At 66.7% G+C, this 21,499-nt stretch carries 20 protein-coding genes; 3 read left to right on the top strand and 17 right to left on the bottom strand.

Going from position 1 to position 21,499, the window contains the following annotated elements; translation table 11 throughout:
* Positions 1–60: 60 nt before the first annotated feature.
* The 7 genes from AC4PTO_RS03520 to AC4PTO_RS03490 form a co-directional block, all read right to left on the bottom strand.
* Complete coding sequence (locus AC4PTO_RS03520; protein ID WP_492731933.1) at positions 61–456, bottom strand: hypothetical protein; 396 nt, start codon at positions 454–456, stop codon at positions 61–63.
* 100 nt (positions 457–556) lie between these two features.
* Positions 557–1,678: an ABC transporter permease gene (locus AC4PTO_RS03515; RefSeq protein WP_492731931.1), complete on the bottom strand. Its 1,122-nt coding sequence runs from the start codon at positions 1,676–1,678 to the stop codon at positions 557–559.
* A 4-nt stretch (positions 1,679–1,682) separates the two neighbouring features.
* On the bottom strand, positions 1,683–4,424 hold the full coding sequence (gene rbbA, locus AC4PTO_RS03510; RefSeq protein WP_492731929.1) for a ribosome-associated ATPase/putative transporter RbbA: 2,742 nt from the start codon (positions 4,422–4,424) through the stop codon (positions 1,683–1,685).
* Positions 4,425–4,432: 8 nt separating this feature from the next.
* Positions 4,433–5,440, bottom strand: coding sequence for an HlyD family secretion protein (locus AC4PTO_RS03505; protein WP_492731927.1), 1,008 nt, complete (start codon positions 5,438–5,440; stop codon positions 4,433–4,435).
* Between the two features lie 216 nt (positions 5,441–5,656).
* Positions 5,657–7,198 carry a tripartite tricarboxylate transporter permease gene (locus AC4PTO_RS03500; protein WP_492731925.1) on the bottom strand — a complete coding sequence of 514 codons (1,542 nt, stop codon included), beginning with the start codon at positions 7,196–7,198 and terminating at the stop codon, positions 5,657–5,659.
* Positions 7,199–7,208: 10 nt separating this feature from the next.
* Complete coding sequence (locus tag AC4PTO_RS03495) at positions 7,209–7,640, bottom strand: tripartite tricarboxylate transporter TctB family protein (protein WP_492731923.1); 432 nt, start codon at positions 7,638–7,640, stop codon at positions 7,209–7,211.
* A 70-nt stretch (positions 7,641–7,710) separates the two neighbouring features.
* On the bottom strand, positions 7,711–8,700 hold the full coding sequence (locus AC4PTO_RS03490; RefSeq protein ID WP_492731920.1) for a Bug family tripartite tricarboxylate transporter substrate binding protein: 990 nt from the start codon (positions 8,698–8,700) through the stop codon (positions 7,711–7,713).
* Between the two features lie 195 nt (positions 8,701–8,895).
* Between AC4PTO_RS03490 and AC4PTO_RS03485 the strand changes: the two genes are divergently transcribed.
* Genes AC4PTO_RS03485 through AC4PTO_RS03475 form a run of 3 tightly spaced genes read left to right on the top strand, consistent with a single transcriptional unit; the run spans position 8,896 to position 11,973 of the window.
* Positions 8,896–9,567 (top strand): response regulator transcription factor, encoded by a 672-nt coding sequence (locus AC4PTO_RS03485; RefSeq protein ID WP_492731918.1) that lies wholly within the window; start codon positions 8,896–8,898, stop codon positions 9,565–9,567.
* Positions 9,560–10,936, top strand: a complete 1,377-nt coding sequence (locus AC4PTO_RS03480) for a sensor histidine kinase (RefSeq protein WP_492731915.1) — start codon at positions 9,560–9,562, stop codon at positions 10,934–10,936. The genes AC4PTO_RS03485 and AC4PTO_RS03480 overlap by 8 nt, the downstream gene beginning before the upstream one ends.
* On the top strand, positions 10,933–11,973 hold the full coding sequence (locus AC4PTO_RS03475) for an ABC transporter substrate-binding protein (protein WP_492731912.1): 1,041 nt from the start codon (positions 10,933–10,935) through the stop codon (positions 11,971–11,973). The genes AC4PTO_RS03480 and AC4PTO_RS03475 overlap by 4 nt, the downstream gene beginning before the upstream one ends.
* Before the next feature lie 34 nt (positions 11,974–12,007).
* Here AC4PTO_RS03475 and doeB read toward each other — a convergent pair whose 3' ends face one another.
* The 10 genes from doeB to ehuR form a co-directional block, all read right to left on the bottom strand.
* Positions 12,008–13,018 carry a N(2)-acetyl-L-2,4-diaminobutanoate deacetylase DoeB gene (doeB, locus tag AC4PTO_RS03470; protein ID WP_492731910.1) on the bottom strand — a complete coding sequence of 337 codons (1,011 nt, stop codon included), beginning with the start codon at positions 13,016–13,018 and terminating at the stop codon, positions 12,008–12,010.
* Between the two features lie 3 nt (positions 13,019–13,021).
* Positions 13,022–14,203: an ectoine hydrolase DoeA gene (gene doeA, locus AC4PTO_RS03465; protein WP_492731908.1), complete on the bottom strand. Its 1,182-nt coding sequence runs from the start codon at positions 14,201–14,203 to the stop codon at positions 13,022–13,024.
* Positions 14,204–14,231: 28 nt separating this feature from the next.
* Positions 14,232–15,218 carry an ectoine utilization protein EutC gene (gene eutC / locus AC4PTO_RS03460; protein ID WP_492731907.1) on the bottom strand — a complete coding sequence of 329 codons (987 nt, stop codon included), beginning with the start codon at positions 15,216–15,218 and terminating at the stop codon, positions 14,232–14,234.
* Positions 15,215–16,204 carry a hydroxyectoine utilization dehydratase EutB gene (gene eutB / locus AC4PTO_RS03455; RefSeq protein ID WP_492731905.1) on the bottom strand — a complete coding sequence of 330 codons (990 nt, stop codon included), beginning with the start codon at positions 16,202–16,204 and terminating at the stop codon, positions 15,215–15,217. Before eutB ends, eutC begins: the two co-directional genes overlap by 4 nt.
* Positions 16,201–16,971: an ectoine utilization protein EutA gene (eutA, locus tag AC4PTO_RS03450; protein WP_492731903.1), complete on the bottom strand. Its 771-nt coding sequence runs from the start codon at positions 16,969–16,971 to the stop codon at positions 16,201–16,203. The genes eutB and eutA overlap by 4 nt, the downstream gene beginning before the upstream one ends.
* Positions 16,968–17,627, bottom strand: a complete 660-nt coding sequence (ehuD, locus tag AC4PTO_RS03445; protein ID WP_492731901.1) for an ectoine/hydroxyectoine ABC transporter permease subunit EhuD — start codon at positions 17,625–17,627, stop codon at positions 16,968–16,970. The genes eutA and ehuD overlap by 4 nt, the downstream gene beginning before the upstream one ends.
* Positions 17,628–17,630: 3 nt before the next feature.
* Positions 17,631–18,287, bottom strand: a complete 657-nt coding sequence (ehuC, locus tag AC4PTO_RS03440) for an ectoine/hydroxyectoine ABC transporter permease subunit EhuC (protein ID WP_492731899.1) — start codon at positions 18,285–18,287, stop codon at positions 17,631–17,633.
* A 65-nt stretch (positions 18,288–18,352) separates the two neighbouring features.
* Complete coding sequence (ehuB, locus tag AC4PTO_RS03435; RefSeq protein WP_492731896.1) at positions 18,353–19,171, bottom strand: ectoine/hydroxyectoine ABC transporter substrate-binding protein EhuB; 819 nt, start codon at positions 19,169–19,171, stop codon at positions 18,353–18,355.
* 29 nt (positions 19,172–19,200) lie between these two features.
* Positions 19,201–19,986 (bottom strand): ectoine/hydroxyectoine ABC transporter ATP-binding protein EhuA, encoded by a 786-nt coding sequence (gene ehuA / locus AC4PTO_RS03430; RefSeq protein WP_492731894.1) that lies wholly within the window; start codon positions 19,984–19,986, stop codon positions 19,201–19,203.
* 96 nt (positions 19,987–20,082) lie between these two features.
* On the bottom strand, positions 20,083–21,468 hold the full coding sequence (ehuR, locus tag AC4PTO_RS03425) for a MocR-like ectoine utilization transcription factor EhuR (RefSeq protein WP_492731893.1): 1,386 nt from the start codon (positions 21,466–21,468) through the stop codon (positions 20,083–20,085).
* Positions 21,469–21,499 lie beyond the last annotated feature (31 nt).

Below are 21,499 nucleotides of genomic sequence, written 5' to 3'. Positions count from 1 at the left end.
ATCGCGCATCAGGGCGCGCGGCTGCGGGCAAGACCCGCAAGGCGGGTCACATCGGAAAGCTCAGGCAGACAGGGGCGGCGCGCGGATCGGCCGGGACCGGTCAGGGCGGACCGGCCCGGGCGCCGGAACGGCGGCAGGGGCAAAGCGCAGGCCGTGGAACTCGGCCCGTGCGAAATCCATCGCGGGCTGGCCGGACAGGGCCGCGATGCCGACAATGCAGAACGGGCATTTCCCGGTGACTTCGGGGGCGGGGCTGTCGTCGATGCTGCCATCGGTCAGGTTCAGCGATACCGTGCGCAGCCCGTCGGGGCCGCAAAGCACAAGCTGGACCCGCGCGCCCGTCGGGTCGAGCGTGGTGGGAAAGAACGCAAGCGAGACCTGAAGCGCAAGGAGCAGCGCCAGCACGGGTGCAAGAACACCGCGCAGACCCGTCGTCAGATTGCCCTTCCTCCACATGGGTTCATTTGAGACAATCGCACCGGCGGCGCAACGATTTCATGGCCGTATTGGGCGGGGATCGGACATCTGCGACAATTTGACCGACCCGCGCGCGCGCCTAACCTCCGGCAACCGATCTGCGGAACATCAGCAGGCTGACAGCCAGCACCGCCGCCCCAAGAAGAAAGGTCCACAGGAACTCGATCCAGACCACCGAAAGGCCCGCGCCGCGATAGGTGATGGCCACCGCGAACTCCATGTAGTGGCGCGAGGGCAGAAGCCATGTGATCGGCTGAAGCCAGAGCGGCTGGCTTTCGATCGGCGTCATGCCCCCCGACAGGATCATGATCGGCATGATCACCAGCATGATCAGCAGCGCGAACTGCGCCATCGTTCGCGCAAGGATTCCCAGCAGGATACCGATCGCGGCGGCGGCGAAGATATAGATCGCCGTGCCCGCCAGAAGCAGCGCCTCGGACCCCGCGAAAGGAACGGCCAGCGCCCCCTCGACCACCACGAAAAGCGCAAAGACGAAGGCCAGGAACACGACAAGCGCATTGGCGATCATCTTGGCCATGGCAATCTCGACCGCGTTCAGGGGCATGACCAGAAGATGCTCGATCGTGCCGTGTTCACGCTCGCGGATCAGCGCGGCGCCGGTCAGGATGATCGTCAGCATCGAAAGATGATCGAGCAGGCCCGAGATCGCGGCAAGCCAGACCGAGTTTCCCGCCGGATTGAACGAACGGCGCAGCACCAGATCGACCGGAGAGGCCGCCACCACATCCTCGCGCGCGGCGAAGCGCGCCACCTCGGCGTTGATCGTGGCCAGCAGATAACCGGTACCGACGCTGGCCTGCATGGTCTTGGTCGCGTCGATATTCACCTGCACCGAGGGGCGCCGTCCGGCCCGGACATCGGCCTCGAACCCGGCGGGAACGATCACCACGAAAACCGTCTCGCCCCAGTCCATCAGGCGGTCGACCTCGGTCGCCTCGGCCGTGCGGGGCGTCAGGAAATAGGGCGGATAGAGCGCCGATTGCAACGCCCGGCTAAGCGCCGAGCGATCCTCGTCGACGAAGGTCACGGCGGCCTTGCTGACCATCTCGCCGCTGGCCGAGCTTTCGATATACATGCCCGGACCGAAGGAATAGATCACCAGAAGCAGCAGCAAAAGCTCGCGCCAAAGCGACAGAAGCTCTTTCCATGTCAGCCACAGGATGTTCGAAAGGTGCCGCATCCGCCTACGCCTCCTGCTTCTTCAGCAACAGCGCGGCCAGCCCGACGAACACCGGCACGAAGGCAAGGATCAGCACGATATTGGGCGCCAGCATCCAGAAGTTCAGCCCCTTGCTGAAGGCGCCCACGCTCATCTGCATGAAATAGTTCGCCGGCCAGAGCTGCCCCATGATCCGCGCGGCCCCCTCCAGCGTCGAGACCGGCTGGTTGAGGCCCGAGAACTGCACCGTGGGCATCATCGCAAGGATCATCGTGGCAAACACCGCCGAGACCTGGCTGCGCACCACCGCCGCCACGACCAGCCCGAACCCGGTGGCCGCCGCCACATAGCACACCGCCCCAAGCGCAAGCGCGAACGCGCTGCCCTTCAGCGGCACGCCGAACAGGAAGACCGCCATCCCCGTCAGGATCAGCCAGTTGGCAAAGCCGATACCGATATAGGGCAGTTGCTTGCCCAGCAGGAATTGCAGCCGCGAGGTCGGGGTGACGTAGAAATTGGTGATCGTGCCGATCTCGCGCTCACGCGAAAGGCTGACGGCCATCAGGATCGCGGGGAACAGCATCAGCAGGATCGCGGGCACCGCCGGGGCCATCGCCATCAGGCTTTCGTAGCTGGGGTTGTAGCGGTAGCGTGGCTCGATATTCACAAGGGGCTGCGCCTGATCGCCCATTCCGGCCGCGCGGGCGCGCTCGTGCAGGAATTCGGCATGGGCGCCCTGCACATAGCCCTCGATCACCGAGGCGCTGAAGGTGTTGGCGCCGTCGATCCAGGCCGCAACGCTTGTGGCCCGGCCTGTCGTGACCGCGCGCCCGAACCCCGCCGGGATCTCGATCGCCAGCATGATCTCGCCCGCGATCATCCGCGCCTCCAGCTCTTGCAGGCTGGCGACTTCGGGCATCTCCTCGAAATAGTTCGAGCCTTCGAAATTCGCCAGATAGGCGCGGCTTTCGGGGCTGCGGTCCTGATCGAAGGCGGCAAAGCGAAGCCCTGTCGTATCGGTCGAAATGCCGTAGGCGAACAGAAGCATCAGCACCATCGAGCCAAGGAAGGCGAAGGCCAGGCGGATCGGATCGCGCGTGACCTCAAGCAATTCGCGCCGACTGACCGCCAGAAGCCGCCCAAGCGCGGCCATGCCCGGCGCCCGCGCGGGCCGGTGCTGCGCCGCGATGTCGTGAATGACCGCCGGCGTGGCGGCCGGGCGCGCATCCTGTGCGTCATGCGCCGCGCCGATATAGCGCACGAAGGTTTCCTCAAGCGATTGAGCGCCGTTCTCGCGCGCAAGGTTTTCCGGCGTGTCATAGACCAGCACCCGCCCCGCATGCATGAGCGAGATCCGGTCGCAGCGCATCGCCTCGTTCATGAAATGGGTGGAGATGAAGATCGTCACCCCGTCGCGCCGCGACAACCGTTCCAGCAGATCCCAGAATTCGTCGCGCGCCACCGGGTCCACGCCCGAGGTCGGCTCGTCCAAGATCAGCATCTCGGGGGAATGGATCACGGCGCAGGCCAGCGACAGCCGCTGGCGCAGGCCAAGCGGCAGGCTGCGGGCAAGGACGTCGGCATGCGCCGAAAGGCCGAATTCCTCGAACAGCTCGCGCATGCGCGCCCGCGCGATGTCGGGCGGCAGGTGGTAAAGCCGGGCGTGCAGGCGAAAGTTCTCGGCCACCGTCAGCTCGCCGTAAAGCGAGAAGTTCTGCGACATGAAGCCCACATTGGCGCGCGCGGCCACGTCATTGGCCTCGACCGGCGCGCCGAAGATCAGCGCCTCGCCCTCCGAGGGGGGCAGAAGCCCGGTCAGCATTTTCATCGTCGTGGTCTTGCCGCAGCCGTTCGAGCCGAGAAAGCCGAAGATCTCGCCCCGGTCGATCTCGAAGCTGACATCGCGCACGGCGGTGAAATCGCCGAAACGCCGCGTCAGGCCGCGCGCCACGATCACCGGGCCATCGGTCTGCGGCCGTTCCGGCAAGGGGGCCTGCCGGGTTTGCGCCTGCGCGCGGCCCGCGGGCAGAAGCGCCACGAAGGCGGCCTCCAGATCGTCCATGCCGGTGCGCGTGCGCAGATCCTGCGGGGTTCCGGTGGCCAGGATGCGGCCCGCATTCATCGCGGCCAGCCAGTCGAAGCGCTCGGCCTCTTCCATATAGGCGGTCGAGACCAGCACCGACATCTCGGGGCGCTCGGTGCGGATCTGCGCGATCAGGTCCCAGAACTGGCGGCGCGACAGCGGATCGACGCCGGTCGTGGGCTCGTCGAGGATCAGCAGGTCAGGATCGTGGATCAGCGCGCAGCACAGGCCAAGCTTCTGCTTCATCCCGCCCGACAGCTTCCCCGCCGGGCGGTCGGGAAAGGGATCGAGCCCCGTGGCCTTCAGCAGCCGCCCGATCCGGCGGGCGCGCTCCTCGGCGCCATGGCCGAACAGGCGGGCGAAGAAATCGAGGTTCTCCGTGACGCTCAGTTCCATATAGAGGTTCTTGCCAAGCCCCTGCGGCATGTAGGCGATGCGCTGGAAGGCCGCCTCGCGGTGGCGCCGGTCGGACATCGGGCCGTCAAGGGTGCGCACCTCTCCGCCCTGGAGCCGGCGCGCACCCGCTACCAGCCCCAGAAGCGTCGACTTGCCCACCCCGTCCGGGCCGATCAGCCCAAGCATCTGCCCCGCCGGCAGATCGAGCGTCACATCGTCAAGCGCCAGAACCTTGCCATAGCGGTGAGTGACGGCCTTCAGGCTGGCGATGGGCGGGCGGGCGGACACCGGCTCGCCTATTCGTCCGCAAGCGCGCCGGCGGGAATCGGTTGGCCCACGAACTCGGCCGGCCAAGGCGTTTCACCGGCGGATGGCAGCCGGATATAGGCCATCCCGCGCAGGCCCGTCTTGACCTGTTCGATATTGGCCCGGACCAGTTCTTCGGGCACGCGCACCTTGACGCGGAACATCAGCTTTTCCCGCTCCTGCTCGGTCTCGACGGTTTTCGGGGTGAACTGCGCCTCGGGCGAGACGAAGCTGACATAGGCCGGGATCGCATAGGGCACGCTGTCAAGGCGGATGCGCGCCTCGGCGCCGATCGCGGTGCGCATGCTGTCCTCGGCGGGCAGGAAGACCTCCATGTAGACCTGGCTCAGATCGAGGATCGTCATCACCTTGCCGCCCCCACCCAGAACCTCTCCGGGCTGGGCAAGACGGTAAAGCACCCGCCCCAGAACCGGCGCGACCAGCGTCGCATCGGCCAGTTGGGTCTTGTATTGCACCACCAGCGCCTGCGCGGCATCGACACCGCGTTCGGCCGAATTGAGCTGTGCGACGGCGGCGTTCAGCGCGGCTTCGGCGGTGGCAAGCTGCGATTTCTTCTGATCCGCGACCGCCTGCGATCCGACACCGCGCCCGGCAAGTTCCGAGGCGCGGGTGAATTCGTCCTGCGCCAGGGCAAGCTGCGCCTGCCGCTGCGCGATCAGGGCGCGCACCTCTTCGACCTGGCTTTCGGCGCGGCGGGTATCGGCCTCGGCCCGCGCCATCTGGGCCTCAAGCTCGCGCGTGTCCATGACGGCCAGCACATCGCCCTTTTGCACCAGATCGCCCTCGTTCACGCGGATTTCGGCCACACGGCCCGCCGAGCGGGTGGCGATGTCGATCTGGTCGGCCTCGATCCGGCCATTGCCTGCGGCAAACCCCTCGGGCAGGCGGTTGGCATTGCGGTCCCACACCGTCCAGGCAATGGCGACAAACGCCACCAGAAGTGCGGCAACGGCTAGAAGGGGGCGAAGGTGTTTCATACGGCTTGCAGGCTTTCGGCGCTGGACGTGACAGGGGGTACGCGGCACAAACCGCGCGGATCTCGCACCCGCAGAGTGTAGCGGATCCGCGGCGATTTCCACCTTGATCCGGCGCAAAAAAGGAAGCTTGCCGTCACGCCACCGCCCGGATAGCAAGAAACCGGCCCTTTTCGCGGGAACGAAAAGGGCCAGCATGGTCTGCACGATGGACGGTTTTCAGTCGGTGGTCGAGCTTGCCTCTTCCTTGGCCATGTGGATGCGCTTCTTCAGTCGCTTGCCCACGATGATCGGCAGCACGAAGCCGACGAAGGCCACAAGCCAGAGCCCGATTGCCAGCGGCGAGCCGAACAGCACGCCCCAATCGCCATCCGAAATCGTCATGGCACGGCGCAGGTTGGCCTCCATCAGGTTACCCAGAAGCGTGCCAAGGATCACCGGAACCAATGGCACGTCCAGCTTGCGCAGCACCCAGCCGAGAACCCCGAAGATCACCATGACCACCAGGTCGAAGGTCGAGCCCGAGATCCCGTAAATCCCGACAAAGGAAATCATGGCGACGATCGGCATCAGGAATTTCGGCGGAATCATCAGCACCCGCGCGAACAGGCCCACCATAGGGATATTCATCGCCAGAAGCATGATGTTGCCGATGAACAGCGCCGCAATCAGCCCCCAGACCACATCAGGATTCTGGGTGAAGAGAAGCGGCCCCGGCGTGATGTTGAGCGCAAGAAGAACCGCCAGAAGAACTGCCGTGGTGCCCGAACCGGGAACCCCAAGCGCAAGCATCGGGACCAGCGCGCCGCCGGCCGCTGCGTTGTTGCCCGCCTCGGGGGCGGCCACGCCGCGCGGATCGCCCTTGCCGAAGGTGCCGTCCTTGTCCGAGATCTGCTTTTCCGCCGTATAGGCAAGGAACGATCCCAGCGATGCCCCAGCGCCGGGCAGAACCCCCGCGATGAAGCCCAGCACGGTCGATCGCGCCATGGCCGGCGTGGTGAAGCGCAGCATCTTCCACGAGGGCGTGATGCGCCCCATGGTGACGGTCGCATGCTTCCCCTCGCCCGAGCCGTCACCGCGATGTTCGAGGAAGATGAACACCTCGGACAGTGCGAAGAGGCCCACGATGGCGACAAGGAAGTCGATCCCGTCGTAAAGATGCACTTCGCCGAAGCTGAAGCGCGGCACGCCGGTCTGGCCGTCCACGCCGATCATGGCGATGCCAAGACCAAGCGCTGCGGCAAAGGCCGCCTTGGCCTGGTTGGTCGACGAGATCCCGCCAAGCGTGGCGAAGGCCAGCGCGAACAGCGCGAAATACTCGGCCGGGCCGAACAGCAGCGCGACCTTGACCAGCTGCGGGGCAAGAAACACCAGCCCCCATGTGGCGAAGAAGGCGCCCACGAACGACGCCACCCCCGAGAGCGAAAGCGCCTCGCCCGCGCGGCCCTGCCGCGCCATGGGATAGCCGTCGAGCGTGGTCATCAGCGCGGGCTCGTCGCCCGGAATGTTCAGCAGGATCGACGAGATCCGCCCGCCATACATCGCGCCGTAATAGACGCTGGTCAGCAGGATCAGCGCCGCCGTGGGATCAAGCCCGAGCGAGAACGCCAGCGGGATCAGGATAGCCACGCCGTTCGACGGGCCAAGGCCCGGCAGGGCGCCGATGATCGTGCCAAGGAAACAGCCGACGAATGCCAGCGCGAGGTTCTGGAAGCTGAGCGCGACGGAGAAGCCGTCGACAAGCGAAGAAAGGGCGTCCATTGCGATCTCCTCAGAACCCGAGCGGACCTTCGGCAAGCGACAGGCCGAGGATCAGGTGAAAGATGACATAGATGCCAAGCGAAGTGGCGATACCCGCCAGGATCGCCTGAAGGGGATGCGTTCCCAGCCGCCAGCTGAGAAAGGCGGCGGTCAGCGCGGTGGCGATGACGAATCCCACCTGCGGCAGCGCATAGGCGTAGATCAGAAGCACCGCGACGGCCATGCCGATCTCGGCCAGCCGTCCAAGCGGCGGCCAGTGCGGCTTTGCGTCTGGGCGGAGGATCATCGCAAGGCTCGAAAGGCCCAGCAGAACGCCGATTATGATGGGAAAGGTCCGGGGCCCCACCGGGTCAGAGATGAAGCTGAGCTGGATCTGCGTGGCCTGCCAGATGAAGAAGACGGCGAGCGCGAGCCCGAGCCCGCCGAAAATGCGGTCCCCCATGGTTTCCTCCCTGGGTTGGTGCGTGATCAGGGCGGCCCGTTTCGTGGCGGACCGCCCCTATTGCGTGGGGTTACTGGATCAGGCCGATCTCGCGCGAGATTTCCTGGATACCGGCGATGGAATCCGCGACGAAGGCCTGGAACTCGGCACCGCTGACATCAAGCGGCGCAAGGCCGTTTTGCGCCATGACGGCCTTCCATTCGTCCGAGTCATAGACCGTGTCGATGCTCTGGACCCAGTAGTCATAGGCCTCGTCGGACATGCCGCCGGGGGCGTAGAAGCCGCGCCAGTTGGCGCCGACGGCATCGATGCCCTGCTCGACCGCGGTCGGGAACTGGCCGAAATCGCCCTCGAGCCGCTCGGGCGCCAGAACCGCGATGACCTTGATGTCGCCGGAATCGACAAAGCCCTTGGCCTCGGAAGCATCCCCGGTGAAAGCCTGGACCGAACCGGCCAGAAGCTGCGTCACCGCCTCGCCGCCGCCATCGAAGGCAACGTATTTGACGGTGCGCAGGTCATCGACACCGGCCTTGTCGGCCGCGATCAGAACCTTGAGGTGGTCCCAGCCACCGACAGCCGAACCGCCCGCGATCGACACCTTGGTCGGGTCGGATTTGAGCATGTCCATCAGCTCGGGCAGGGTGTTGACCGGGCTGTCCTTGGCCACCGCGATGATGCCGTAATCCGCACCGACCGCGCCAACCCAGCGGACCTGGTCCTGCGTGTTGCCGGGGAAGGCGCCCTGAGCCAGACGCGTGGCCGTCGAGGTCGAGGCCGCCACGATCAGTTCGTTGCTGTCGTTGCGCTTGTTGACGACCTCGGCATAGGCCACGCCGCCGCCGCCGCCAGCAAGGTTCGTGACCTGCATGGTCCCGGGGATCAGCCCAAGATCCTGCAGCGTCTTGCCGACCTGGCGGCAGGTGAAGTCCCAGCCGCCGCCGGGATTCGCCGGGGCGATGCATTCGGTCTGGCCGGGCTCGAACGCAAGGACCGGCGTCGCCAGGACGGCGGTGGTCGCAAGCAGGGCAAAGCCCGAACGGATGGTGTTGGTGATCAGCATCGAGATGTCCTCCAATTGTCTCAGCTGCGTCCGGCGCGGGCCTTGGCCAGTCCGGAATGGGCTTTTCTACCCGCCGAATCTTTCGTGAAACTGTCAGCGGGACAGCCGCTACCGCGGCAAGGCTTCCGCAGGGCGCGAAGCGGTCGTAAGATGTTGCGAAACAGGCGTGTCGCCGCCGGCTCTGGGAGAAAGCCGATGAGGGTTCTGCTCGTCGAAGATACCGAGGATGTCGCGGGCGCGGTCTGCGAAAGCTTCGCCCGGCGCGGAGATGCGGTGGATCATGTCAGCACCCTTGCCCGCGCGGCCGATTGCATCGCAGTGCAAAGCTATGACGTGGTGATCCTTGACATCGGCCTACCCGATGGCAGCGGCAAGGATCTTCTGCACGCGATCCGGGCCGCCGCGCTGCCCACGCCGGTGCTGATGCTTTCGGCCCGCTCCAAGATCGAGGACCGGGTGTCGCTTCTGGACGAGGGCGCCGACGATTACATGGTCAAGCCCTTCGATCTGCGCGAACTGCATGCGCGGGTGCGCGCGCTTGCCCGCAGGCAGGGGCCAGACCGCGCCCCGGTTATCGAATTCGCCGGACTGCGTTTCGACCCGGCGGGGCAGGACCTTCAGATCGACGGCGTTCCCGTGCAGCTGACCCGGCGTGAGCTGAGCCTTCTCGAGGCGCTTCTGGCCAGCCGCGGGCGCGTCATCTCGAAAGAGCGGATCTACGAATACATGTTCTCGTTCAACGAGGACGAGGTGGGCATGAACGCGGTCGAGATCTACATGGCCCGCCTGCGGCGCAAGCTGGAGGGCAGCCGCGTGACGATCAAGACCCTGCGCGGGCTGGGATACCAGATGATCGCCGATGCCTGAACCCGCGCGCCGGCCCTCGATCGCGCTGCGCCTTGCGCTTGTCCTCGTGCTCCTGTTCGCCGGGGGCGGCATCGCGGTGGCGGTGGCGGCACTGGCCTATGGCCGGGCGGCGGCGGACCGATCCTACGACCAGTTGCTGATCGGGGCGGCCAACCAGATCGCCGCGGCCACCACGCTGCGCGATGGTCGGGTCGAGGTGGACATTCCCTTGTCGGCCTTCGAACTGCTTGCTCTCGCCCCCGATGACCGCGTCACCTACGCCGTTCTGGGCCCGGAGGGAGAGCTGCTGACCGGATATGACAACGTGCTGCCCCCGGCGACCGAGCAGACATTCTTTCGCGGCACCATCAACGGCGAACCCGCCCATTTCGCCGTCGCCAAACGGCGCTTTGCGGAACGCGCCTTCAGCGGCACGGTGCGCGCGATCGTCGGGCAGACCACGCAGGCCCGCACCGCTCTTACGCGCGAAATCACGCAAAACGCGCTCATCCTTGTGGGGGCGGTGGGGCTTTTGATGTCGGCGCTTGCGATCCTTGCGGTGCGGGCCGGGCTGAAGCCGCTGCGGCGCATCGAAGAGGGGCTGATGACCCGCACCCCGCGTGATCTGACCCCGATCGACCTTTCCGTCCCGCGCGAGGTGGGCGGCCTGGTCGATGCGATCAACCGCTTCATGGGGCGGCTGGACCGGCAGATCGACACGATGAAAGTGCTGATCGCGGATGCCTCGCACCAGTTGCGCACGCCGGTCGCGGCCATCCGCGCGCAGGCCGAACTGGCCGCTGACGAGACCGATCCCCAACGGCAGGCCCAGATCGTGGAGCGAATCCACCGCCGCTCGATCAACCTCAGCCGGCTGACCGACCAGCTGCTGAGCCATGCGATGATCATCCACCGCGCCGAGGCCACGGCCCCCGAAAAGCTGGACCTGCGCCGCGTGGCGATGCGCGCGGTCGGCGAGATGGACCAGGACCCCGCCTTGCAGGGCAGAAGCATCCTGCTGGAGCTGCCCGAAGAGCCGGTGTCCGCCACCGGGGACGCGCTGTCGCTGAGCGAGGCCTGCAAGAACCTGATCGGCAATGCCCTGCGCCATGGACTGCCGCCCGTTTCGGTGCGCGTCACCCCCTTTCCCGGCGGGGCGGAGATCGCGGTGCGCGACGAAGGCCAGGGCCCGCCCGAGGGCGAATGGGCCGATGCCGGGCGCCGCTTTGCCAGCCGCAGCGGCGTGTCGGCCGGAAGCGCGGGACTGGGGCTGGCCATCGTGCATTCGGTCGCGCAGGCGCATGGCGGCGCATTGTCGTTCCGCCGCCCCCCCGAGGGCGGCTTCGAGGCGGCAATCTCGATCCGCACGCCGGAGGAGGGCGCGCCATGAACCCCCCCTTCATCCCCGCCCTGGCGCTTGTGCTGGCCTGCGGGGCCGCCCTGGCCACGCCCGTGCCCGAAGCCTTGGCCAGCTTCGGCGAGCCCGAGCCCGCTCGCCGTCTTCTGATCCGCGGCACGACCGACATCGCGGCCTTCGCCCCGGTCCTCGAACTGTTCGCCCGGACCGAGCCGGGCCTCGGGATCGACTATGAACAATGGGCCTCGAACGATCTTTACGAACGCGCGGCGCAGGCCTGCGCGAAACGGAAGGACGCCGCCGACCTGCTGATCAGTTCTTCCGTGGACCAGCTTGTGAAACTGGTGAACGACGGCTGCGCGCAGGTCCACCGGTCAGAGGCCACCGCCGCCCTGCCCGCCGGTCTGAACTGGCGCGACGAGATCTTCGGCATCACCCGCGAACCCGCCGTCATCGTCTACAACCGCACCTTCGTGCCGCCAGCCGAGGCCCCGCAGACCCGGTTCGACCTGATCGACCTGCTGCGCCCGGCTGAGAGCCGCTATGTCGGCCGGGTGGCAACCTATGACATCGAGGCGTCGGGCCTGGGCTATCTGTTCGCGTTCGTGGATTCGCAGCAGGCCACCACCTTCGGCAGCCTGCTGGAGGCCTTCGGACGCTCGGGCGCGATCGCCACATGCTGCTCGGCCGAGATCATCGACGGCGTGGCCGACGGCAGCTTCGTCATGGCCTATAACGTCCTTGGCTCCTACGCGCTGTCGCGCGCCGCGCAAAACCCCGACCTGGCCGTGGTGGCGCCGCAGGATTACACGCTGGTGCTGTCGCGCGCCGCGATGATCCCGAAGGACGCGGCCAATCCGCAGGACGGCGCGGCGCTTGTCGATTTCCTGCTGTCCGCGCCCGGCCGGGTTGCGCTGCAAGACAGCAACCTGATCATCGAGACCCTCGCGGACGAGGATGACCTTGTGGTGCGCCAGATCCCGCTGTCGCCGGTGCTGCTGCTTGGCCTCGACCGGGAAAAGCGCGCGCGCTTCCTTGATCGCTGGCACGCGACCTTCCCGCCCGGATAGGCCGGGGCGCCCCGGCAAAGGGGCGCGCCGGGGTTCACTCGTCGATCTCGACCGCGATCACCGCCACGCAATCGCCGGGCTTCACCAGCCCTGGAAAATGCCGCGCGGTGAACAGCCCCGCGCGGCGCGCCCGCAGCGTGACGGGCGCGATCCCGGTGCGCGCGACCGAAAAGATCCGCGCGATGGGCTGATCCTTCTCGACCAGATCGCCCAGATCGGCAAGGAACTGGATCAGGCCCGCATCCTCGGCGAAGGTGAAGCAATCGCCATCGGGCATATCGAGCCATTGCGTCGGCTGCGGCTCGGGCGCGCCTGCCAGAACGCCCGCCGCGATCAGCACGTTGCGCACGCCGCGCACGGCGATCTGCGCGGTGCGCGCGCTTGCTGTGCCGCCGCCGCCCAGTTCGGTCGTCACGAAGATCTTGCCCATCTCTTCGGCGGCGGTGTCATACATGCCCACCGCGTCGATCTCGAGCATCTTGACCGAGTAGGGCGCGCCGAAGGCCCGCACCAGATCGAATGCGCGCGCCTCCTGCATCTTGTCGGCCAGCACATGCGCCGCGCAGAAAGGCAGGAAATCGAGCGTCTTGCCCCCCGAGTGGAAATCAAGCACGACATCGGCCATGGGCAGCAGGACGCGCTGGAAATAATCCGCGATCTTTTCCGTCACCGTGCCGTCGGGGCGGCCCGGAAAGCTGCGGTTCAGGTTGCCCCTGTCGATCGGAGAGGTCCGGGTCGCGGCCTGAAAGGCGGGGTAGTTCATCGCCGGAATGATGATGATGCGCCCGGTGACATCGGCAGCGCGAATGCTGGCGGCCAGATCGAAAAGCGCGATCGGGCCTTCGTATTCGTCGCCGTGATTGGCCCCGGTCACGAGGGCGGTCGGCCCCTCGCCGTTCTTGACCACGGTGATCGGGATCATGACCGACCCCCATGCCGCATCGTCGCGGCTGTAGGGCAGGCGCAGGAAACCGTGGCTGATGCCTTCGGCCGCGAAATCGACCGTCGCAGAGACGGGCGAGGGAACCAGTTGTTGCTGCAACATCGTCTAGTCCTTCACGAACAGCTTGCGCGGCACATCGGCCAGGCATTCGACGCCGGTCTCGGTGATCAGGATGGATTCGGTGATCTCGAGGCCCATCTCCTCCAGCCAGAGCCCGGTCATGAAATGGAAGGTCATGCCCGGTTGCAGCACGGTCCTGTCGCCCGGCCGCAGCGACATCGTGCGCTCGCCCCAGTCCGGCGGATAGCTGACGCCGATGCCATAGCCGGTGCGGTTGTCCTTGATGATCCCGTATTTCGCCAGAACGTCGAAGAAGCCGCGCGCGATATCCTCGCAGGTATTGCCCGGCTTCGCGGCGGCAAGGCCGGCCTCCATCCCCTCGAGCGTGGCCTTTTCGGCATCCAGGAATTCCTGCGTGGGCTTGCCCAGAAAGACCGTGCGCGACAGCGGCACATGATAGCGGTGATAGCAGCCCGCGATCTCGAAGAAGGTGCCCATGCCTTTCTGCATGGGCCTGTCGTCCCATGTCAGATGCGGGGCCGAGGCATCCCGCCCCGACGGCAGAAGCGGCACGATCGCGGGGTAATCCCCGCCCATCCCGTCGGTGCCCCGGATGCCCGCATCGTAGATCTCGGCCACGAGGTCGCATTTGCGCATGCCGGGCGCGACCTTGTCGAGGATGCGCGCGTGCATCTTTTCGACAATCCGCGCGGCATTGCGCATATAGGCAATCTCTTGCGGGCTCTTGCAGGCGCGCTGCCAGTTCACCAGCGCGGTGCAATCCGAAAAGCGCGCATCCGGCAGGTGCTTGACAAGGCTGGCAAAGGCGGCGGCGGTGAACCAGTAATTGTCCATCTCGACGCCGATGCGGGCGGTGCCGAAGCCCTTGTCGGCCAGGATCTGCGCGAGCAGGTCCATCGGGTGCCGCTCGGTCGATTGCACATAATGGTCGGGATAGCCGATGATGCTCTCGTGCTTCAGATAGGCGGTCAGCCTGGCCCCGTTCGCATCCTGCCCGCGGCCATACCAGATCGGCTCTCCGGTCGGGGGGACGACCACGCATTGATGCACATAGAAGGACCAGCCGTCATAGCCGGTCAGCCAGTTCATGTTGGACGGGTCGGTGACGATCAGCAGATCGACCCCCTTCGCCTCCATCGCCTTGCGCGTCTTCTCCAGCCGGGCGTCATATTCCGCCCGGCTGAATTTCAGTTCCACTTCAGACATTTCCGATGCCTCCTGGGGGCGATGCCCGTCACATGTTGAACGTTTGCCCCGCCCCTGCGGCCTGCGCGCGCGCAAGCGCCAGTGCCGCAATGGCGGTATCCTGAATGCCCGTCCCGGTCAGGTCGGCCAGCGTGATGGCGCGGGCATCCGGGCGCCCCGGCACCTGCCCGGCCACGATCTGGCCCAGTTCGGGGAAAACCGCATCCGGCGCCACAAGCCCCGCGGCGATGGCGTGGTGCAGCTCGCCCAGGCGGCGGGTCTGCGACAGGCGGTCGGCGACATAGGTGGCGCGGGCGACAAGGGCGGGGTCGATCTCGTTCTTGTGCTCGGCATCCGAGCCCATGGCGGTGACATGCTGGCCCGGCGCGACCAGATCGGCATGCAGGATCGGCTTTTCGGCGGGCGTCGTGGTCACGATCACATCGGCGCCGCGCACCGCCTCGGCGATGCTGGCCGTGGCGATGACGGGGATCCCAAGATCAAGCCGCGCCGCAAGCCGCCCCGCCCGCCCCGTATCGCGCGCCCAGATCCGCGCAGCGCGCAGCGGACGCACCAGCATCAGCGCGCGCAACTGCATCTCGGCCTGCATGCCGCCGCCCAGGATGGCGGCCACCGCCGCATCGGGGCGGGCCAGATGGCGCGCCGCGACGGCCCCCGCCGCGGCGGTGCGCAGATCGGTCAGATAGCCATTGTCCAGAAGCAGCGCCTGCACCAGCCCGGTCTGCGCCGACAGCACCACCATCATGCCATTGGTCGAGGGCAGGCCGATCGCGGGGTTGCCGAAAAAGCCGGGGCTGATCTTGATCGCAAAACTGTCGAGCCCCGGAATATAGGCCGTTTTCACATCCACCTCTCCGCGGTGCTCGGGAATATCGAGCCGCAGGACCGGCGGCATCGCCACGGGCTTGGTCGCAAGGGCGCGGAAGGCATCCTCGATATAGTCGACCGCCGCAGCGTCAAGTGGCATCAGCGCGCGCAGGTCGGTCTCGGTCAGAACGGTGATCGGCGGTCTCATGGGGCATCCTCAAGGCTGTCGGCACCTGCCATGATGCGCGCGTGCAAGGCGGGCTCGATATTGCAGCCCGACGAGATGACGACGGTTTCGCCCACCGGCACGACCTTGCCCGCCAGAAGCGCGCCCGCGCCCACCGCGGCGGCCCCTTCGACGGCATCGCCCGTGACGCGGTGCATGTGGCGGATCCCCTCGGCGATCTCGGCCTCGCTCAGAAGCACCACATCGTCCAGAAGCGCGCGGCACATGGCGAAGGTCAGCGCGTTCCGGGCGCCGATCCCGCCGCCAAGGCTGTCGGCCAGCGTCGGCATCTCGCGCAGGGCGACGGGATGGCCCGCGGCAAGGCTTGCGGCCATGGCCGCGCCACGCTCCATGCTGATGCCGATCACCCGGACGCCGGGGCGCAGCGCCTTGACGGCGGCCGCGACACCGGCGGCCAGACCGCCCCCCGAAAGCGGCACCAGAACGGTTTCCACCACAGGGCACCGGCCCACGATTTCCAGCCCGAGCGTGCCCTGCCCCGCCACCACGTCCGGATGATCGAAGGGCGGGATCTCGGCCATGCCGTCATGCGCGACCGCGCGGGCGACCTCTTCCATCGCCGCGTCCTGGCTTTCGCCGACGATCCGCACCTCGGCGCCAAGCGCGCGGATCGCGGCGACCTTGTTGGCGGGCACCAGGCGCGACAGGCACACCACCGCGCGCGCGCCCCGCGCCCGCGCCGCATGGGCCATGGCCCGCCCGTGATTGCCGGTCGAGGCCGTCACCACCCCGCGCGCAAGCACCTTTTCGGGCAGGCTCAGCACCGCGTTGGTGGCGCCTCGCAGCTTGAACGCGCCGGTTTCCTGCCGGTGCTCAAGCTTGAGCGTGACAGGCTGGCCCAGCCGACCGCTCAGCACCGGGTCGGGCATGGCCGGCGTGATCCGGATATGGGGCGCGATCCGCGCCGCCGCCGCACGGATCGCGGCAAGATCGACGCCCGCGCTCATGCCGCGCCTGCTGCCGGAAGGGTCATCAGATGGCCGGGCGCGCCCGCCCCCCGGTCGCCCAGATGGCGCAGCACCGCCCATGCGGCCGCATAGTTCGAGCTGATCGCGGGCGCGCCGGTTGCCGCCTCGATCCGGTCGATCACGCCCGCCGCGCGCACCGCCGTGCATGAAATGAACAGCGCCTCCGATCCCGGCGCCATGGCTTCCCGCGCAAGCTCCACGATCGAGTCCGGGGCGATCCGCGCCATCTCCCGGTCGTCCTGCATGTCGAGGCAGGTGAAGCGGGCCAGCTCGAACCCCGCTTCCTCGAATAGCCGCGCCATCGGCTCGGACGTGGCCCGCGTATAGGGCGTCAGCACCGAGATCCGCCGCGCGCCCATCGCGCGCAGCCCCGCAAGCGTGGCCGAGACCGGCGTGATGACATGCACCCCCGGCTTGCCGCGCCGGATCGCATCGCGCACCGCGCCCTCACCGATCACCACCGAGGCCGAGGTGCAGCCGTAAACCACGGCGTCCAGCGCCTCATCGGGCAGGATCAGGCGCGCGCCCTCGGCCAGGGCGGGCTCCATCGCGCGCAGGGTCTCGGGCGTGACGGGGTTGGCATAGGGCACGCGGTTGACATAGACGCCGATCCCGCGCGGCGACAGGATGCGCGCGAAATCGGGCTCGGTCGTGTGATCGGTGGCAAGCGCCACAAGGCCGATGCGATGGCAGACAGGGCGCGCCTCAAGGCGCGGTGCAACCGGCGAAATCCGCAGCGGACTCATTTTCCAAGCCTCCCGAAACGGGCCTCGAGGCCGCGCAGAAGCACCACCGAGATCAGGCTCATGATCAGGAAGAACACGCCCACCAGCGTCATCGGCTCGATATAGCGGTAAGAGGAATTGGCGACCGACTTGGCCTGGTTCATCAGCTCAAGCACGGTGATGGCCGACAGAAGCGGCGTTTCCTTGAACATGGCGATGAGGTAGTTGGCCAAGGCGGGGATCATCGGCGGCACGGCCTGCGGGATGATCACATGCACCCAGGTCTGGCGCATGGTCAGGTTGGTGGCGCGCGCGGCCTCCCACTGGCCCTTGGCGACATTCTCGATCCCGCCGCGATAGACCTCGGCGGTATAGGTGGCATAGTGCAGCCCCATGCCGATCACCCCGGCCACAAGCGCGGGCAGGCGGATACCGATATCGGGCAGGACGTAGAAGATGAAATAGAGCTGCACCAGAAGCGGGGTGCCGCGAATGAACTCGACCACCGCGCCGGTCGTGCGCGACACGGCAGGCACCGACGACCGGCGCAGGATCGCAAAGACAAGGCCCAGCACCATCGCCACGACCGAGGCGAGAAGCGTGATGATCAGCGTCAGCTTCAGCCCCTGAAGCAGGGTCGGCATGATCTGCCAGACGAAAGCCCAATCCCATTCCATGGCTTACCTCACCCCATCCAGACCACGGGTCACACGCGCCTCAAGCGCCCGGATCCCCCGCGAGATTGCCAGAGACATCAGGAAATACAGCACCAGGATCGTGACGAAGGGCACCATCGTGCTGCCGGTCTGCGCCCTTACCACCTGCGCCTGAAACGTCATGTCGCTGAGCGAGATCAGCGAAACCACCGCGGTGGCCTTCAAAAGCTCGATCGCGTTGTTGCCGAAAGTCGGCAGCATCAGGGGCAGCGCCTGCGGCAGGATCACATGGCGCATGCGCTGGAACCGGGTCAGGTTGACGGCGATGCAGGCCTCATACTGATCGCGCGGCACCGACAGGATCGCGCCGCGCACCACCTCGGCACCATAGGCGCCCACGTTCAGCCCCAGCGCCATCACCCCCGCCTGCAACGGCGTCAGCGTGAAGCCCGCGAAGGGCAGCACGAAATAGACCCAGAACAGCTGCACGAAGATCGAGGTGCCGCGGAAGAACTCGATATAGGTCGTGGCCAGGGCGCGCAGCACCGCGAACCGGGACACACGGCCCAGCCCCGCGACAAAGGCCATGACCAGCGCAAGGGCCGAGCCGAGCACGGTCAGCTTTATCGTGACCAGCGCACCTTGCAGGATAAGGGAAAGATAGCCGCCCCAGTCGCCCATGTTCTTCTGCTTTTCCGTTCGATTTGTGAAAAGGCGGCCCGGTCCGGCCGGGCCGCCCCGTCAGATCACTCGCCGCAAAGCGCCGCGCGCGAGGTGGACATGGCCGCCGCGGCCGAGAAGCCATAAGGCTCGACGATGGCGGCGAACTCGCCCGATTCCTTCATCTTGGCCAGTTCCACGTCGAAGGCGTCGCGCAGGGCGGTATCGTCCTTGTTGAAGGCCGCGCCATCGCAATAGACCGGCGCGCCGACCACGGGGGCGACCATCTCGAGGTTGTCATCGCCCGCCTTCGCCAGCAGGTCCGAGATCGACAGCACCGGCAGCGAATAGACGTCGATCCGGCCGTCCTGCACCATCTTCAGCCCCGACTGGCCATCCGGCACGACAATCACCCGGTCGCGCGGCACGCCGGCCTCAAGGGCCAGTTTCTCTTCGGTGCCGCCGCCGGGTGCGCCGATCGTCGCCTCGGGATCGGCCGCGATATCGGCATAGGACTGGAACCCCTTGGGGTTGCCCTTGGGCAGCAGGAAGGCCTCGGCATCGCAAAGAACCGGCTCGGAATAGGCCACGGCGGCGCAACGCTCGGGCTTCATGAACAGCCCCGCGGTGATCACGTCGTGGCGGCGGGCCTGAAGGCCGGGGATCATCGCGCCATATTCCGAGATCGAGGCCACGACTTCCGGTACGCCGAGGCGCTTGAAGATCTCGCGCGCGACATCGGGGGCCGCGCCCGACACGGTGCCATCGGCGGCAACCGCGGTAAAGGGCGGCTCGTTGGCGATGGCGATCCGGGCAAAGCCCTGCGCCTTGAGGTCTTCGAGCTTGTCGGCCAGGGCGGGCAGCGGCGCCGCCAGGATGGCCACGGTAAGAAGAAGTTTTTTCATGGGTTCCTCGCTGTTGTTGTGTTGGTTGTTCAGACGCGGTGACCGGCTGCGATGATCTTGCGCAGGAAGGTCTGGGTGCGTTCATGCGTGGGGTTGGTGAAGATCTGCCCCGGCGGGCCCTGCTCGACGATATGGCCCTTGTCGAAGAACAGCACCCGGTCGGCGAATTCATGGGCAAAGCCCATCTCATGCGTCACCAGAAGCATCGTCATGTCGGTCTCGCTGGCAAGGCGCTTCATCACCAAAAGCACCTCTTCGACAAGCTCGGGGTCCAGCGCCGAGGTCACCTCGTCGAACAGCATGATGCGCGGCTGCAAGGCAAGCGCCCGCGCGATCGCCACGCGCTGCTTTTGCCCGCCCGAAAGCTGCGACGGCATCGCGCGGGCCTTGTCTGCCAGCCCGACCATCTCAAGCAGTTCCATGCCGCGCGCCTCGGCCTTGGCCCTCGGCTCACCCTTGGTCAGGATCGGCGCCAGCGTGATGTTGTCGAGCACCGTTTTGTGGGGAAACAGGTTGAAGTGCTGAAACACCATGCCGATATGGGCGCGCATCTTGTGCAGGTGGGCTTCGTCCGCAGGCACTTCGCGCCCGCCCTTCTGCATGTGGTAAAGCTGCTCTCCGCAGACCTCGATATGCCCGCCGCTGATGGTTTCCAGCGTCATCAGGATGCGCAGGATCGTGGTCTTGCCCGAGCCCGACGGCCCGATCAGCGCCAGCTTCTCGCCCGGCATCACATCGAAGCTGAGCCCGTTCAGGACCTTCAGCGTTCCGAATGACTTGTCGAGATTATCGATGCGGATGATCGGCGCGGTCAATTTCGTTCCCCCAAGGCTGGACGGGCACAGAATTGACCGGGCGACAAATCATGTCAATTTGGTAAATAATATCATGACAATTTTTCTGAAAGCAAGTCAGATCGCGGGCAGCAGGACCTCGGGTTCCTCGTGCAGAACCCCCGCCACGATCCGCAATCCGTGGCGCAGCTCTTCCGACGACGTAGAGCCAAGCGAGATCCGCACCGCCTCGTGCCGCCCCTTTTCGGTTGCGCGGAAGGCGCTTCCGGCGGCGATGGCCACGCCGCGCCGGCGCGCCTGGGCGACGAAGGCCTCTTCGCTCCAGTTCTCGGGCAGGCGCAACCACATGTGCAGGGCCTGCGGATGAAGGCCCTGCGTGGCGCCGGGCAGGATCTCGCGGCAGATCGCATGGCGTTCGGCAAGGGCCGCGCGCTGCACGGCGATCAGCTGGTCCACCGTGCCATCCGCGATCCAGTGATCCAGAAGTTCGACCATCGGCGCGGTCGCCATCCAGTTCGCCACGAGGTGACGGTTGGCCACCGCCGTGGCATGGCGCGCGGGCGCCGAAAGATAGGCCAGCCGCAGCCCCGGCACGGTAATCTTGGTGAAACCGTTGATATGCAGCGTCCGTTCGGGCGCGAGGGCCGCGATCGGTGCGGGGCGGTCTTCGATCAGCTCGTTCAGGATATCGTTCTCGATGATCGCAAGGTCATGGCGCCGCGCCACCTCGACCAGCGCCGCGCGGCGTTCGCCCCCCATCAGGGAGGCCAGCGGATTGATCACCGAGGGCTGCAAATAAACGCATCTTATCATGCCCTTGCGCGCAACCTCATCCAACGCCTCGGGCCGCATTCCCTGGTCGTCGATGGCGATACCCTCAAGATGGATCCCCAGATAGCCGCAAAGCGGCATCAGCATGTGATGGGTCAGCGCCTCGGCCGCAAGGCCCGAACCGGGCGGCACCACGCTCATCAGGGCGGCGGTGATCGCGGGGGTGGCGCCGTTGGTGATGGCAATGGCCGACGGCTCTGCCGCGATCCCGCCACGGGCCAGCCATTCGGCCGCGACGGCGCGGTGGCGCGGCATGACCGTATTCGGCCGGAAGGACAGCGCCGCGGCGGGCGACAGGTTCTCGGCCAGCCAGGCAAACCCCTCGCGCATCCGGGCGGTGTGCAGGGGCCCCACGGCGGGCTTCAGGATCGACAGGTCGATCACCTCGCCGGGGCGCTCGGGCAGGTAGGGCTGGCGCGCCTCCTGCCCCGAACCCAGCACGAAAGAGCCGCGCCCGATCTCTCCGCTGACCAGGCCGCGGCGAATCAGCTCTTCATAGGCGCGGCTGACGGTTTGCACCGACAGGCCCAGATCGTCGGCAAGCCTGCGATGCGGCGGCAGGCGCGCGCCCGCCCCAAGCGCGCCCGATTCGATTCCGCGCGCGAATTGCTCGGCCAGCGACAGATAGGCCGGACGGTTGAGAAGCGCTGGATCTGGACGCCAATTTGTCATGATTGCAAATCTGCTCAATATCAGGTCATTT

The sequence above is a fragment of the Rhodobacter maritimus genome, assembly GCF_058747975.1.
Note: the sequence above shows the minus strand (reverse complement) of the source record. Positions and strands in the feature narration are given on the sequence as shown.